This window comes from uncultured Methanobrevibacter sp., from assembly GCF_902801725.1.
GTDB lineage: Archaea > Methanobacteriota > Methanobacteria > Methanobacteriales > Methanobacteriaceae > Methanocatella.
This window is the reverse complement of sequence record NZ_CADCJB010000010.1, coordinates 63,411-80,061: the sequence shown is the minus strand read 5'-3', so window position 1 is coordinate 80,061 and position 16,651 is coordinate 63,411. Positions and strand designations below refer to the sequence as shown.

The 16,651-nt window shown below is 32.7% G+C and carries 10 protein-coding genes; 8 read left to right on the top strand and 2 right to left on the bottom strand.

The features are described 5' to 3' along the window. Window positions 1-427 precede the first annotated feature (427 nt). The 6 genes from QZV68_RS03220 to QZV68_RS03195 all read left to right on the top strand — a co-directional run bounded on the left by QZV68_RS03220 (window position 428) and on the right by QZV68_RS03195 (window position 8,633). Window positions 428-1,633 carry a transposase gene (locus tag QZV68_RS03220; RefSeq protein WP_296878532.1) on the top strand — a complete coding sequence of 402 codons (1,206 nt, stop codon included), beginning with the start codon at window positions 428-430 and terminating at the stop codon, window positions 1,631-1,633. A gap of 147 nt (window positions 1,634-1,780) precedes the next feature. Continuing rightward, complete coding sequence (locus QZV68_RS03215; protein ID WP_296878530.1) at window positions 1,781-2,173, top strand: hypothetical protein; 393 nt, start codon at window positions 1,781-1,783, stop codon at window positions 2,171-2,173. Window positions 2,174-2,305: 132 nt separating this feature from the next. Then, window positions 2,306-3,658, top strand: a complete 1,353-nt coding sequence (ftsY, locus tag QZV68_RS03210) for a signal recognition particle-docking protein FtsY (protein WP_296878528.1) — start codon at window positions 2,306-2,308, stop codon at window positions 3,656-3,658. Next, window positions 3,659-4,741 (top strand): CapA family protein, encoded by a 1,083-nt coding sequence (locus QZV68_RS03205; protein ID WP_296878526.1) that lies wholly within the window; start codon window positions 3,659-3,661, stop codon window positions 4,739-4,741. A gap of 405 nt (window positions 4,742-5,146) precedes the next feature. Continuing rightward, window positions 5,147-7,012, top strand: coding sequence for a putative glycoside hydrolase (locus tag QZV68_RS03200; protein ID WP_296878524.1), 1,866 nt, complete (start codon window positions 5,147-5,149; stop codon window positions 7,010-7,012). A 34-nt stretch (window positions 7,013-7,046) separates the two neighbouring features. Then, on the top strand, window positions 7,047-8,633 hold the full coding sequence (locus QZV68_RS03195) for a hypothetical protein (protein WP_296878522.1): 1,587 nt from the start codon (window positions 7,047-7,049) through the stop codon (window positions 8,631-8,633). A gap of 14 nt (window positions 8,634-8,647) precedes the next feature. Here QZV68_RS03195 and QZV68_RS03190 read toward each other — a convergent pair whose 3' ends face one another. After that, a complete protein-coding gene (locus QZV68_RS03190) occupies window positions 8,648-9,025 on the bottom strand; it encodes a hypothetical protein (protein ID WP_296878520.1) in 378 nt (125 codons plus the stop codon). A 75-nt stretch (window positions 9,026-9,100) separates the two neighbouring features. Here QZV68_RS03190 and QZV68_RS03185 point away from each other — a divergent pair, with 75 nt between their 5' ends. Continuing rightward, complete coding sequence (locus tag QZV68_RS03185) at window positions 9,101-10,555, top strand: sodium-dependent transporter (RefSeq protein ID WP_296878518.1); 1,455 nt, start codon at window positions 9,101-9,103, stop codon at window positions 10,553-10,555. Between the two features lie 186 nt (window positions 10,556-10,741). Here the strand turns inward: QZV68_RS03185 and QZV68_RS03180 are convergent, their stop codons facing one another. Further along, on the bottom strand, window positions 10,742-10,957 hold the full coding sequence (locus QZV68_RS03180) for a hypothetical protein (protein ID WP_296878516.1): 216 nt from the start codon (window positions 10,955-10,957) through the stop codon (window positions 10,742-10,744). Window positions 10,958-11,148: 191 nt separating this feature from the next. Between QZV68_RS03180 and QZV68_RS03175 the strand changes: the two genes are divergently transcribed. After that, complete coding sequence (locus tag QZV68_RS03175) at window positions 11,149-16,575, top strand: C1 family peptidase (protein ID WP_296878514.1); 5,427 nt, start codon at window positions 11,149-11,151, stop codon at window positions 16,573-16,575. The last annotated feature ends 76 nt before the right edge of the window (window positions 16,576-16,651 follow it).

Genomic DNA, 16,651 nt, shown 5'->3' with positions numbered 1-16,651 from the left:
AGAGTGTCCGCCAAAATTGATTTTTGATTTTTCGTCGAAAAATTTTTTAGCCTAATATTTATTATTTTTCTTATTTTTTTGCAAATTTTCATTTATTTTATTTTATTCGATTTTATTATTTTTTAAATCTATATTTGAGTTTATTTAGTTTTTATTTTTTATTTTAAATGATTTTAAGATAGTTAAGTATATATACTTGATTGTACATATTCTATATTAAGTATAAGTTATTTTGGTGTTGTTATTTATGGTTAAAAGAAAGTTTGATAAGAATCAAGCAAAATTAGGTATTAAAACACTTGATTGGAATGTTCCAGCCAATCATATTTCTCGTTTTGTCGTAGAATTTATTGAAGAAGTTTTTCCACTTTTAAATATCAAAGAGCCTAAGAAAAAGAAAGGAAGGGACTCCCTTCCTGTAGATTCAATGCTAAAATTACTTATTTATGCTAAAATACAACATATCGACCGAACATCAATAATCGCAGACATGGCACGATATCATGACATATTTAAATACGTGTGTGATGATATTCGACCTTCTGAAAGATCAATACAAAGATATAGACGAGAATACGGCCATTATTTTGAAGTATTATTGCAAATGACCTTAAAAAAGGCCTTTGATGAAGGATTCACTGAATTTAATCACGTTGCCATTGATGGAACCATCAAAAAAGCATACAATTCCAACAACAACACCATTACCAAAAAAGAAACACAAATATTGGTTGATTACTACGAAGGACGACCAATTGGCCCTGAATCTCTTGAAAAACTCCATAAACCTGCTCAAAGATTGCTCGAAAAGAAAGACATGGATGATGAAGATAAATTAGAACTATTATATGGAATAGAAACACAATTCACATTCACAGGACAAGATAGAATACCAGTAAACGACATTGAAGCAAGATTTATGAAAGGAAAGAAAGGAAACTACATGGTTGCCTATAATATTCAATCTGCAGTCGATTACGATACCAAATTAATCTGCGCAATTAATGTCACACAAAACCCTACAGACCATTACGAACTACCAAATATCGCAGAAAGAGCAATAAGAAACATTAACACCAAACCAAAATACATAAGTGCAGATACAATCTACTTAAACCAAATAAGCTTATCATACTTTGCAGATAAAAAAATAGATGGATTAATACCAACAAGAAAACAATCCAAAGAAAAAATAGGAAAATTAAACCCAAACCCATATCATAAAGACCATTTTGAATATGATTATGAATCAGATGCATTCAAATGCCCTGAAGGAAACTACCTGCACTTTTTTGGAAAATACATAGAACCACACAAAGACCCAGAAAAACCAGACAAAATAAAAAGACTCTACAACAATTATGAAGCATGTAAACACTGTCCTTCAAGAAACAAATGCTGTTCGCCCTCACAAACACACAAAACCATCACAGAATACGGTTCAGAAATGCAAAAAGCAATGAACTACAAAATGGAAAAACAAGAATATAAATGCGAATATGCAAAAAGATCAAGCGTTGAAGGACCATTTGGAATATTCAAAGAACAATTCCAAATAGAAAAAGAAGTAGTCATCGGAATGATAAAAACAGAAGAAAGAATAACGAAAGTACATCCATTAAAAATCAATTAAAACTCGATGTATCAATATTTTAAAAAAAAATCAACAAGTCAACCAAAATTTAATTTTGGCGGACACCCTTTACTATTTTTTTTTCAATACCTATATAAATGATGTGAATGTAATATATTTCTGATTGATTTTAATGGAGGTAATATATTGAAATTTAATAGAGCATTAATTGTTGGTTTAGCTGTTTTAATGATTTTAATTAGTGTCTGTATGGTTTCTGCAGCTGATACCAATGCAACTGATGATGACAATTCTGATGATGTTCCTGATGAAGAGGACATTGTTGAAAATGATACCGATGACACTGTCCCTGAAGTGGTGGATACTGGAGTTGTCAATGGTACTTTACCGCTGGAACCTGATAATGCCAGTGTAAATACATCTTATTCATTATCTAAAGTTCCTACACAACAGGATAATGACACTAAGAATGCAACTACTAATACTGCTGCAGATAAACATGCAACAGGTAACCCATTATTAATATTATTGGTTGCAGTGGCAGGTATTGGAACCGCTTCATTAAGACGTAGGAAATAATTTTTAAAGATTTTTTTTAAAAATCTTCTATTTTACTTTTTTTTTAATCTAATTTTTTCATAATTTAAATAATATAAAAAATATAAATATTCATAATTAAATTTTTAACTAACTTTTAAGGTTGCGTTATAATTGTTTGAATCATTAAAAAAGAAATTTTCACGTACAAGTGAAAAATTGGAAGAAGAGCTTATAGAAGAAGCTGAAAAAGAGGATAATCTTCAAGAAGAATCCGGTAAAAGATTTTCATTCTTCTCATTTGGTCGTAAAAAAGAAGAAAAACAAGAAGAGGGAGAAAAAGAAGAGGAAGAAGAGGAATCCAATCTGCTTCCTGAAACTTCTGAAGAAATTGAAGCCGGGCCTGTTTCAGATGAAAAAGATGATTCTGAAGATGAAGTTAAGAAAGAAACTAAATCTCGTTTTTGGAGCAGGTCTAAGGATAAATCTGATGATGAAGAGGAGTCTGAAGATGAATCTGATGATGAGTCTTCAGAAGAGAAAAAGGAGAAGAAATCTCACTTTTGGAGTAGATCTAAGGATAAAAAAGAAGATATTTCCGTAGATGGTGAAGCTTCAGGCGGTCTGTTCTCATTCGTTCGTGAAAAAACTATTTCAGAAAAACACGTTGAAGACATTTTATGGGAGCTTGAAATGGAGCTCTTGCAGGGGGATGTTGCAATGGAAGTTGCAACAGAAGTTGTTGATAATGTTAAGAACGATTTGGTCGGTAAAAAAATCAAAAGAAGCAATGACATTACTGAATACACATATATAGCTTTGAGAAATGCAGTAGCGGAAATTATCGATATTCCTGGAAAGTCAATGACTGAAATGATTGAAGAGAAAAAAGCTCAAGGCGAACCTCTTGTAGTAATGTTTGTTGGAATTAATGGTACTGGAAAAACAACAACAATAGGTAAATTAGCCAATTATTATCTTAAAAAAGGATACACTCCTGTAATAGCTGCTTCAGATACATTCAGGGCAGGTGCTATTGAGCAGGTAACCTATCACGCTGACAATGTTGGAGTTAAAATAATTAAGCACAAAAAAGGTTCAGATCCTGCGGCTGTTGCATTTGATGCTGTCGAGCATGCAAAAGCTCAGGGAAAAGAATTGGTTTTAATCGATACTGCGGGAAGAATGCAGACCAACGTCAACCTTATGGATGAAATGAAAAAGATTAAAAGGGTTGCTAAACCTGATTTGGTCATATTTGTTGGTGATGCATTAACAGGTAATGATGCTACCGAACAGGCTGTAAAATTCAATGATGCTATTGACATTGATGGTGTTATTCTAACCAAAGCTGATGCGGATAGTAAGGGAGGTGCATCCCTTTCAATCGGTTATGTAATCCAAAAACCTATAATGTTTTTAGGTGTGGGTCAAGGTTACGATGATATTAAAGAATATGATGCAGAATGGATGTTGGATCAGCTATTCAGTGAAAGTGAAGAGGCTGAAGTTTTAGAGGAAGGATAAATGAACGTTAAAAAGACACTATTTATAGTATTAATTATTTTGATATTGGTCGCTGTTGGATTTAATCTGATGGGATTTGAATACAATAATCCATTGGCTGAATCTTTAAAGGCAGACATGGTTAAAGAAGATGTTTCAATGGCCGTTACTGGCGATATTATGATAGGCCGTAATGTTGCAGGTGCTTTAGGTTCCAGTTCTCCACTGGCAGGCATAAGCAATGTCACTTCAAATGTAGATTTATTGTTAATTAACTTTGAAAATGCAGCAACTTCATCAGAAAATGCGGTTAAGGGAGATATTCCTCTCAAATGCAATCCTAGTGATGTTGTCTTGGTAAAAGGAAACAACAATACGGTTGCAGCTCTTGCAAACAATCACGTATGTGATTATGGGATAGGTGGTTTGAACGATACCATCAAAAATGTTGGGCAAGCAGGTATGATTCCAATTGGTGCGGGAAGCAATGAAAGGGAAGCTCATGCTCCTGCTGTTGAAGAAATTGGTGGAAGGAACATTACCATATTCAATTATATGGATTCAAACAACTTCGCAGAATATGGTTATGATGTAATGCCTTATGCTAATGGATCAGCACCAGGTTACTCTGCTTATAACTCCAAAGTCGCTCAAAAGGATATTGCTGATGCTCGCGGAAACGGTTCAGATTTTGTTGTGGCATATCTGCATTTCGGAAATGAATATTCTACTTCTCCAAATGAAGACCAGCTCAAAATAGCTCATGAATTGGTTGACTATGGTGCAGATATTGTCATCGGTTCACACCCTCACGTTACTCAGGGCGTTGAAATGTATAAGGGAAAACCTATCTTCTACAGTTTGGGAAACTGTGTCTTTGACATGTCAGGCAATGGTGTTGAAAATGCATATATGTTGAAAATCGATTTGGTTAACAACACCGGCAAATGTACAGTCTATCCAATATATATTTCAAACTACTTGCCGCAATTCATGGGTGAAGATGAGGGGAATTCATTATTGAACGGTTTGACTCCTAAATGCAATGAGTTTAAAGTTGCAAATGGTGTTGGCACATTGGATTTCAATTTGACTGAAAAGTAAATTTTCAGTTAAATTCTTTATTTTCTTTTTTTACTCTTTTATATTTTTAATTTTTCTATTTTAGACTTGTATATTCTTGATTTTTCTTATAAATAATCAAAATTGTATGATTTTAACTATAAAAATACCCAATATCAATATTTTATCTTTGATTGATTGGTTATTTTTTTAATTTTGATTTATCCTATTTGAGCTTATTATACTATGTTTCAAGTAAATTGTCCTTTTACTATAATTTTCTATATGTTTTTTATCTATTTTGATTAATTTAACTTATTTTAATTTGTTTTTTCAAATTTAAACTTGTAAAAACATTTATATAGGTTGTATTCATATAATTTAACTCATAAAATATTTTTTTAAATAATTTAAAAAGGTGAAAAAATTTCGATAAAAAATAAAACATTGTTTATCACGTTTGCATTGGCGTTTTTCCTTTTGGTTGGAATTGCCAGTGCTGCTGATGCAGGCAATGTTTCAAGCATTGAAAGTTCAAGTGATAATTTAGATTTACAGTCTTCGGATATCAATTTAGAAAATAAATTATCTTCAGATATGGAATCTGATGGAGAATTGTCTGTTGGAGATGAAGATAAATTAAGTGTAGATGAAAATTCTCAAGCAATAAGTAAAAGTAATTCATCAGATCTTATGCTTTCAAAAAAACAATCTTCTTTTAAGGTTGTTTCTCCTTCAACCATACTTAGGGGACAATATTTCCAAGTAAAGCTTTTGGATGAAAACGGAACAGGAATTTCAGGTAAGAAAGTTTCTATTTTGTTTAATGGAAAGCAATATGATAAAGTTACTAATGGAAATGGTATTGCCAGTTTGAAATTGGGTTGTGCTAAAAAGTATTATGACGTCCAATACACATTCAAGGACAGTGCATATGAAACAAATACTGGCAAAACCCGAATTTTGGTTTTAGAAAATGACCAATCTGCCATTAAGGGATCTAATTATGTTGCCTATAAGGGTTTCACCAATGCTTATGCAGTCACATTGTCTGCAAATGGAATCAAGCTGGCCAACAAAAAAGTTAGATTCAACATCAACGGTAAAAATTATTATAAAAATACCAATTCCAAAGGTGTGGCTAAATTAAGCATCAATTTGGCTAAAGGAGATTATGTAATAAGGTATTATTTCAACGGCGAAAAGAATATCAAATCTGCAAGCGGAAAATCAAAGGTAAGTGTTGTTCAGGGAATGCCTATTAAGATGAATCGCATAAATGCTGTCAAATTTTATAATGATGTCAGAACACCGTTTAAAGTTAAAGTGGTGGATGCAAGAGGCAATCCTGTAAAAGGAAAAATCGCTTATGTATTCAAAGGTAAAAAATACATAAGATATTTGCATGACGGCGTTGCAACAATAAACCTGAAGTTACGTGCAGGTGACTATAAGATTTCATATGTGTACTATCAGAATTCAATTTATAACAGGGCACATGGTTCAAATTCCTTCATTGTTCACATTAAAAACAATTGTGTAAATAATGGGTACTGGGTTTTCGGATATGACATGAAGAACGTTAACTTGAATACATTGGCCAAAACTTCAACCAAGCATATCTTTTTGAATTATGCTGCTGTAAGTACCCACGGTAAAAGTGCTGTGGAATCATTCATTGCAAGTGCAAAGAGTAAAGGAATTTCAGTTCATATATGGATGCAGATATTCTATTATGGTAGCTGGATTTCTCCGGTTAACGATGATGGCAGTTACAAGTATTCATTCTTTAATTCAAAAATCAATGAAGCTAAAACCTATGCTAAACTTAAAGGTGTTGCAGGAATTCATTTGGATTATTTAAGATTCCCTGGAACTGCATATAAACATGCTAATGGTGTAGCAGCTATTAATTACTTCACAAAAGAACTTTGTAATGCTGTTCATAAGTTAAATTCAAATCTTATTGTTTCTGCAGCTATAATGCCTGAACCGGATTCAAACAAGTATTATTATGGTCAGGACGTTCCAACAATATCCAAATACTTGGATGTATTAATTCCTATGATTTATAAAGGAAATTATGAATCAGGAACTTCTTGGATCAAGTCAACAACCACCAAATTTATAAAACAATCCAACGGTGCTGAAGTCTGGTCTGGTATTCAGTCATATAGGTCCGATGAAGATGTAACTCCATTATCTGCTTCAGAACTTTTAAATGATTATAGGTCTGCTGCAAATGGTGGAGCAACTGGTGTGATTTCATTTAGATGGGGTATATCTAAATTAATTAATTTTGATGATATTTAATCAAACCCCTCTTTTTTATTTTTAGGTCAGAGAAATGAGAAAAAAATATTTAATTCCAATACTTCTTTTAACATTTATTTTAGCAATTTCTGCAGTTTCTGCAACTGAAAATGCAACTGATAGTGTAGATGATGCAGATGATGGGGTTGCTGATGAGTTAAAGGCAAGTGATGAAACTTCGAATATTGAAAATCAAATTTTAAGTGAAGATAATCGAGATTCAGTCAATCAAATAAGCGATGATGTTTTGGGAGTTGGTTCTAATTCCAGCACTGTAAAATCAAAATCTGCTATTTCAACTTCTAAACCGACAGGATATTCATCTTTCAACACAAAATTTGTTGCCAGGTTGACTATTGATGGTAAAGTCGCTCCGGGCAAAAAACTTATCATTAATGTGAACAAAAAGAATTATTCTCGCCAAACCAATGCTAATGGTCAGGCAATTTTAAATATCAATCTTCCTAAAGGCATTTATAACGCCAAGGTCACATATGCCGGTGATGAAAATACCACTTCCGCAACGAAAACAGGCAAGATAACCGTTAAGGAATCCACAAAAACCAAGCTTTTGGCGGACAATTATCTTAATTTCCGTCAGGGGTCAAGGTCAATATTTTACGTTAAACTTGTTAATCAAAAAGGAAAGGCTATAAAATCCCATGTGGTTACATTTAAGGTGGCTGGAAAAACTTATAACTCCAAAACCAATGCCAACGGTTATGCAAAGATTTATTTAAATCTTAAAAAGGGAACATATAACATTTATTGTTCATTTTCTAAAAAGCAACCATACCTTTCATGCAAAAAAACCGTTAAAATTGTATTTAGGGCTAAAATGGATAAGGGTAACGGTTATTGGATGTGGCCGATGCACATGTCATCAACCAGCCTCAAGGACCTTGCGGATAGAGGAACCAAACACATATTCCTTCTTGGAGATGCTGTTAACTCATATGGAAGATCTTATGTTGAGTCATGGATTAGAACAGCTCATAGCTATGGAATGAAAGTTCATTTATGGATTTTGGTCTGCTGTGACGGTGAGGATTGGGTTTCTCCAGTGCGCGATGACGGTTCATTCAAATATGGGTTCATTAACGAGAAGGTTAATGAGGCAAAGTACTATGCCGGAATCAAAGGCGTGGATGGAATTCACCTTGATTACATGAGATATGGTGGAACTGCTCACAAACACATAAACGCAGTCGAGTCCATCAATTATATAGTTAAGAAAATAAGCTATGCGGTTCATAAAATAAAGCCTAACGCAATTGTTTCCATTGCAATCATGCCTGAACCTGATATGATGATTTACTATTATGGGCAACATGTTCCGTCATTAAGTAAATATGTTGATGCACTGCTTCCTATGGCTTATAAAAGCGCTTACGGCAAAAACACTAATTGGATTAAATCAGTAACAAAAACATTTGTAAAACAATCCAACGGTGCCCAAATCTGGACTGGTATCGAATCTTATCATTCTGAGGAGAACCCTAGTCCGTTGTCTTACAATGCATTGATGAAAGATGCTAAATACGCTATGGCTGGAGGAGCTAAAGGTGTTGTATTGTTCAGAATAGGAATAACCCATTATCTTAACTTTAATAGGGTATAGAAACGATATGTTTCTTACCATTTTCTTTTTGAAATTGCTTTCAATCTCTTTTTTTCTATTTTTTTCTTTTTATCGGACTGGTATTGCTTTCGTTGGCGGTTGGTTGCTGTCTCATTGTTTCTCATGATTGTCACTAAATCTATGGAATTTCCACTGCATGCCATTAAAACTCTAATTTCCTTATAGTTTTTTGATTCTGGTGCTTCATAGACTACTGCATAAATGTCTTTTTCAACATGCTCCCAGCTGACTGGTTCTTCGTTCATTAAACAGTCAACTATGTAGTTTCTTGTTAGTCCGTTTTCATCCAATCTTTCCTGAAAATGTCTGTTTTCAAAACACCAGTTTATGCTTGAGGTATCGCCCATTATAAATTTATCAAATACATTCATTTTTTTCACTAGAATAAAATATGTTATATTTATTATATATTATTTATATAAAATAATATACGAGAGGAAATTATTATGTCGGAACAAGCTCAATGGGATTCATCAATAGCGTTTATTTTTGCAATGATTGGGGCGGCAGTTGGTCTTGGAAACATTTGGCGTTTCAGTTATGTTCTTTATTCTAATGGTGGGGGATCTTTCTTCATTCCTTACTTTACTGCAATTGCTATAATGGGTATTCCATTTTTAATCTTAGAATATGGTGTGGGATTCAGCTTCAAGGAATCGTTTTCAAAGATCATGCGTAAGATTAAACCGCAATTTGAAATTATTGCTTGGATACTGGTTCTTTTCGTGTTTATAGTTACAATTTATTATATGGTGATTTTAAGTTGGGATCTGGTATATTTATTAAGTAGTTTTACATTTAGCTGGGGAACTGATGCCGCAGCTTACTTCACTCAAACTGTAGGTGGAAGTTCAAACCTTTCCAATGCAAACTTCTTATTAATACCAACAACTGTCGGTGTTTTAATATTATGGGTTATCCTGTGGTTCATTGCCCATAGAAATGTTGATAAGGGAATAGGTAAGGTTTCAAAAATACTCATTCCTGCATTATTTGTAATTATGGGAATCATTGTTATTTATTCATTGACTTTACCTGGTGCTGGTATTGGTATTAATACTCTACTAACTCCAAATTGGGGAATGCTTTTGAATGTAAATATTTGGTTGGCAGCATTTGCTCAAATTATCTTTTCATTGAGTATGGGTCAGGCTATTGCACTTACATATGCCAGTTATTTGCCTGAAAATTCAAAATTAATCGACAATGTGTTGATTGTTGTTGCATCCAATTCAGCTTTTGAAATTTTTACTGCATTTGGTGTATTTTCAATTTTAGGTTATATGTCTGCTACTGCAGGTACGCCTATGACCCAATTGATTACAGAGGGTACCGGATTGATTTTTGTTGTTTTCCCAATGATATTTAATATTATGGGTCCTATTGGACGTATTTTAGCACCATTATTGTTCTTGGCCATTTTATTTGCTGGTGTTACTTCAGCATTAGGATTTTTCGAGCCGATGTTGAATTCAACTGCAGACAAATTGGGTTGGTCCCGTAAGAAAGCAGCAACAATTCTGGCAGTTGTCGGTTGTGCATGTTCATTAATTCTAACAACAGGTATCAGTAGCTATCTTGTTGGTATTATTGATTCATTTGTTAATGAATTTGGAATTTTGCTGTTGATTGGTGTGCAATGTATTATATTCGCTTGGTTCTATGGTGTGGACAAGTTTCTGCCTGCATTAAATGAATATTCAACATTTAAAGTTGGTAAAACATGGATGTTTATAATCAAATACTTGCTTCCTTTTGTTTTGATTGGAATGTGGATAGTTGGTATTATTACATTATTCAGCACAGCCAAGCCGTTTGAAATAACAATTGACCTGATCATTATTATTTCAGTTATGGTCTTTGCAGTCATATTTACTAAAATTAAACCGCAGAGTGAATAATCATTTATTCACTTATATTTTATTTTTTTTACATATACACTAATTATTTTAATTAATCTAATTTTTATCATTGCTATGTTTTAATCAATTTTATAGTCTATTATATTGGCATTATTACAATTTCTTATAAAATTATTGATGCTTTATTTTATTATTTGGTGATGATTTCTCTGTCTCTTTTTTGGGTCAGTATGTTTTGTATGCATCATATCCTGCATATAGGGAATAGATTAGGCTTATGAAATGTCCGAACGGATTGTTTATGAAGAAATATATGAATATGTTCAAAAAGATTACTATTGCAAACATTGTTATTCCTTTTTTTGTATATCCATTTAGTGCCTGACCAAGTCCAGGTATTATAAAAGAAAGAATCCCGTAAGCTATTGCATTGTTTTCCATTTTATCACTCTCTCCAGTAGATGTAAAAAATATGTTATAGTTCTATCTTTGATGAAAAGATTATTTAAATATTTTTTTTGCTGTGTTTTTCAATAGTTATGTGGCGGTGCTGATTTTGTTAAAGTTTGCATATTTTTATAGAAAACTTATTTAATTACTTCAAACATACCCATACAGTAGAGGCGATTGTTATGAATTATAAATATTTGATAATACTTTTGTTTATATTCGCACTGGTGCTTCCGTTTTCATTTGCTTCGGAAAACCAGACATTAATGGGAGATGGAGAAGTGTCCAATAATGAAAATAGCTATTATTTTGATGCTTCATGTGAAAATGATGATGGAGATGGGTCTTCGCAAAATCCTTATAAATATTTGACTGCAGACAGGATAAAGACTAATTCAAGTATCTATTTAAAGGAAGGTGAATATAATCTGAATAAGCCGAAAGACATTACTAATGTTACTATTTATGGTTCTAACAATCAAAATACAACAATCCGATATTCCGGTGTCGCTTTTACAGCTTCAAATAATTTTAAAGTAGAAAACATTACATTGTCAGGTCTAACTATAAAAAATTATCTTAATTTCGATGCAAAGAATGTTATTTTTGATAGTGGAAAAGGTTATGTTACTGATAGGTATAATAACTGTTTTGGAGGTGCAATTTATTCAACTGGTAGTAATTCAAAGGTTACTATTGATAACTGCACTTTTAAAAATACTCATGCGGAATATGGGGGTGCAATTTATCAGGAAGGGGGTAACTTATTAATTACTAATTCAGAGTTTATTAATTCATATTCCCTTAACTTTGGTGGTTCAATTGCATGTTTGAATACAAATAATATTAGAATATCAAAATCTAGGTTTGTCAATTCCTATTCGACTGGCGATGCGGGTGGTGCAATTTATATAAAATCATCTGTACTGAACGGCGATTACTTAACTTTCGAGAATTGCAGTTCCACCTTCGGATCAGCAATATCTTCACTCAGTTCTGAAGTTTCACTTGCAAACATTGAAGCAAGTAACAATATTGCTAAGTATTCCGGAGGAGCAATTTATCATTTGTACGGAGCATTTTCTGTGAGTGACTCAAAATTTGTAAACAACACTGCATTAAATGGAGGCGCTCTTTTTATTGACAATTCTAAGAATTGTATAATCACAAACAATACATTCAACGATAACAATGCATTGCTTTGCGGTGGTGCAGGTTATGTTCTTTTATGTAATTTAACAGAAAATTCAAACTCATTCAGTCAAAATCATGCTCTTCAGGAGGAAAATATATATAATTCATCTTCAATCAACATGGTTATTGGAAGTGGCAATTATACTATGGTGAAAGTCGATTCCGAACAAATTGATGAAATACCAAGCTATTTCAGTTTAATCGATAAACATTTGGTAAGTCCAGTAGCAGACCAACAATCAGGCGGTAATTGCTGGGCATTTGCACCTATTGCAGTTCTTGAATCATGTCTTTTAAAAGCAACTGGTGATGTTGTAGATTTATCTGAAGAAAATATGAAAAATGTGATAGCTTTATATTCTGATTATGGTTGGAAGTATAGCACTAACGATGGGGGTAAACCTTATATGGCATTGGGTTATCTTACAAGTTGGCTGGGACCTATTCTGGAAAAAGATGATTTATATGATGATAAATCTCACTTATCACATGTTTTAAACAGCATCTACCATGTGCAAAATGTCATGTTCCTAAAGCGTAACAGTTATACTGACAATGATGCCATAAAACTTGCACTGATGAAATATGGTGCCGTTGCAACAACCATGTGTATGGGACAAATTAATTCTAAAAATGCTCATTACTATTCTGGAAACAATCCTATTGATCATGCTGTGACAATTGTCGGTTGGGATGACAACTTCTCCAGAAATAATTTTTATCGAACAGCTCCTCCTGGTGATGGTGCATGGATTGTTAAAAATAGTTGGGGAGATGATTGGGGCAAAAACGGATATTTCTATGTTTCATACTATGATACCAAATTTGCACAGCCTGGTGTAATTGATGCTTCTTTTGCAATCATTTTCAATGATACAATTCGTTTGGATAAAAACTACCAATATGACATTTCAGGCATTACAGATTTCTTCATGAACTCCTCAAGCAAAGTCTGGTATAAGAACGTATTTACTGCAACCGATAATGAATATCTCGCTTCAGTTTCAACATACTTCGATAAAATTTCTAATTGGACAGTTTCAATTAATGTAAATGGCCAATATAAGCACCACCAATCAGGAGTTTCAAATCCAGGGTATTATACTATGAATCTGGATAAACTAATTCCATTAACTAAAGGAGATATATTTGAAGTCATTTTTAATATAAGCGTTTCTGGTGAAGCTTATGTTCCTGTTTCTGAAGAAGTACGTTTCAATAACATGCTGTATTCTCCAAATATTTCATTTGTCAGCTATGATGGAATAAACTGGGTGGATTTGTATGATTGCAGTTGGAAATATTCATCCCACTATTATGACTCTCAAGTAGCTGCTATTAAAGCATTTACAATTTTAAACCCGATAAATACTACTGCAACCATAGGATATGATCTTAAGGGAAATCTGATAAATATAAGCGTGAAGGTTCTTGACCAATATGGTAACTCATTAAAATCAGGAAGAGTTGCCTTAAATGTGGACGGTAAAGTTTTCAATGTTGACGTTAAAAACGGATATGCAAATCTTGAATATATTGCGGATAAAACAACCATACATATTTCAGCGGAATTTAATGCAGTTGGATATAATCCGTCAGATGATACAATTTCATTTGATGTTCCTAAATTCAAACTCCCATTGGATGTAACTGTGTTAAGAACCTTAAACAACGTTTCTATTGAGTTTTCAAGTTTAGATTATATTAATATGCCTTTGGTTGCCACAATCAACAATGATGTTCATCAAATTAATTTAAACAATGGTAAATATTCATTAAAATTGAATGAATTACCAAACGGCATTTATAAGATGAATGTTACAGTTTTAAATAGTTTATTATGGGAACTTGATTATTCTGGTTCTTTTACTATAGATATTCGAAATGTAAAATTAATCACAAATAATGTTGTCATCACTGATGAGGATAATATATTATATAATATTACTATAATTGATGAGAAAGGCAATCTGCTTTCAAATAAAAGAATTACAATTACTTTAAATGGTGAATTTGATTTAATCAGTGACGATAAAGGTGTTGTTCATGTTCCAGTTAATCTTAAAGCAGGAAATTATACTTTACGCGCCGATTTTAAAGGAGACAATGATTATCTCAAAAATTCCACTTCATCCAATATCTATGTAAAATGCAAAGTTGATGGAAATGTGAACATTGACAAATATCAGGATAATGCTAATATTACCGTAAGATTCTCCAAACTCATTAACGATGTTGCAAAATTCATCATTAATGGCAAATCTCACAGTGTCAATGTCAAAAATGGTGTAGGTATTTTGAATATAACCAATTTGAAAAATGGAAAATATGATATGGACATTTCATTGGATGATAATTATGTTGTTAATGATATCGCTTCCAGCTTCACTGTTAATGTAGGGGGTACAAAAATTATCTCAGGTGATGTTGTTGGTGTTGATGATGAGAGTACATGCATTAGTGCCCGTTTGGTTGACAGTAATTCAAATCCTGTGAAAGGTCAGTTGATTTCATTTAATGTGGCCAATAAGGTTTATTCTAACTACACTGGCTCTGACGGTTTTGCCCGTGTTTATTTAAGTTTGGCCGCTGGCCAATATGCTGTCAATTATTTGTTCGCTGGCAGTGACAATTACTTCAAATCTAATTCCGCAGGTAATATTAAGATTAAATCAAGGGTTGTTTTGAGTAAATCAAGGGTTGTTTTGAGTTTGAGTAAGGATGTTTTCCAGGATTCTGCTTCTCTAAAATTATCTGTATCAAAAGGCATCAATGATGTTGCAAAGTTCGTTATTAATGGTAAGGCTTATAGTGTTAATGTTAAAAATGGTGTGGCTGTTTTAGATCTTTCTGGTTTGGCGAATGCTAAGTATGGTGTTGATGTTTCATTGGTTGATGCTAATGGTAGGTATGCTTTCAATAATGTTGTTTCAAGCTTTAGTGTCCGTTTGGTTGATGTTAATTCAAATCCTGTGAAAGGTCAGTTGATTTCATTTAATGTGGCCAATAAGGTTTATTCTAACTACACTGGCTCTGACGGTTTTGCCCGTATTTACTTGAATTTGGCCGCTGGCCAATACGCTGCCAATTACCTGTTTGATGGTAGCAATAACTATTTCAAATCTAATTCTGCAGGAAGCATTAAGGTCAAATCAAAAGTTAGCTTAAGCTTTGACAGTACTGTCTATCAAAATTCCGCTACATTAAGATTTGGCACATCAAAAAGCATTAAGGATTCATTGATTGTAAAAATAAATGATAATGTTACAGTTGTAAAGGTTAATGATGTAATTTCATTAAAGAATCTTCCGAATGGAATTTATAATGTTGTTGTGTCATTGGTCAATCCAAATGATTATGTCTTCGATGAGTTGAAAGGTAGCTTTAAAATTGATGTTGCTCAAACAAAAATAATCTGTGATGAATTGTCTGCAGTTTACTCAAAAAATAATGTGTATTCAATTGTTCTAAAAGACATTTACGCAAATCCGGTTAAAAATCAGCCGGTTGAATTTGTCATTGGGGATAAAACATACAAAAAGATTACAGACAATAACGGAAAAGCTCAAATAAGTATTAATTTAAATTGTGGAGATTATCCGGTAGTCATTAACTATCTGGGAAGTAACAATTACTTCAAGTCCAGTGCAAAATCAGCAATTCACATAAGAACCTCAATCATTGCTGAAGACTCTTCAATAAAAGCCTACAATTCAAAATATTCAGTTAAACTTTTAAATACCTCCAAAGCAACTTTTATTATCAATAAAGTTTCATATAGTGCAATAATAGATAAAAATGGATATGCATCCATTAATATTCTTGAAAAAGCCGGAAATTACGAAGTAACAATAATAAATGATTTCACTGGTGAGAAAATAACCAAAACAATCAATGTTGTTTCAAGAATCACTGCCAATAAGGACATAACAAAATACTATTTGGGTTCAAAAACATACCAGATACGTGTTTTAAACGATAACGGTGGGGTAGCAAGTGGTGTATATGCTAAAATAAACATTGCTGGTAAAACATACAACGTCAAAACAAATAGTAGGGGTATTGCATCATTAAAACTTAAATTCAACCAGGGCAAATATACAATAACTGCTTCATATAAAGGATTCAAGGTGTCCAATAAGGTTGTAATCAAAACAAATATAATAACCAAAAGCCTATCCAAAAAGAAATCAAAAACCGCAAAATTCAATGTAAAACTGCTTGATGGCAATGGAAAACTTTTCAAATATAAAATATTGACTGTCAAGTTCAAAGGCAAAAAATACTCAATAAAAACAAATTCAAAAGGAATTGCTTCATTTACTATCAATAAGAATCTCAGGCTAGGAAAATACAATATCGTTACAAGTTATGGTGGACTTTCCGTTAAAAATATAATTCGCGTTGTCAAATAATTCAGATTTATATATAATTTAATCCATAATATAATCTGATGAAGTTTGGCAAGATTATTTTTTTAATGATTATTTT

What these genes read in the sequence shown, in the direction of transcription:
- QZV68_RS03220 (WP_296878532.1), top strand. Translation starts at nt 428, where the DNA reads ATGCTAAAATTACTTATTTATGCTAAAATACAACATATCGACCGAACA.
- QZV68_RS03205 (WP_296878526.1), top strand. Translation starts at nt 3,659, where the DNA reads ATGAACGTTAAAAAGACACTATTTATAGTATTAATTATTTTGATATTG.
- QZV68_RS03195 (WP_296878522.1), top strand. Translation starts at nt 7,047, where the DNA reads ATGAGAAAAAAATATTTAATTCCAATACTTCTTTTAACATTTATTTTA.
- QZV68_RS03190 (WP_296878520.1), bottom strand. Translation starts at nt 9,025, where the DNA reads ATGAATGTATTTGATAAATTTATAATGGGCGATACCTCAAGCATAAAC.
- QZV68_RS03185 (WP_296878518.1), top strand. Translation starts at nt 9,101, where the DNA reads ATGTCGGAACAAGCTCAATGGGATTCATCAATAGCGTTTATTTTTGCA.
- QZV68_RS03180 (WP_296878516.1), bottom strand. Translation starts at nt 10,957, where the DNA reads ATGGAAAACAATGCAATAGCTTACGGGATTCTTTCTTTTATAATACCT.
- QZV68_RS03175 (WP_296878514.1), top strand. Translation starts at nt 11,149, where the DNA reads ATGAATTATAAATATTTGATAATACTTTTGTTTATATTCGCACTGGTG.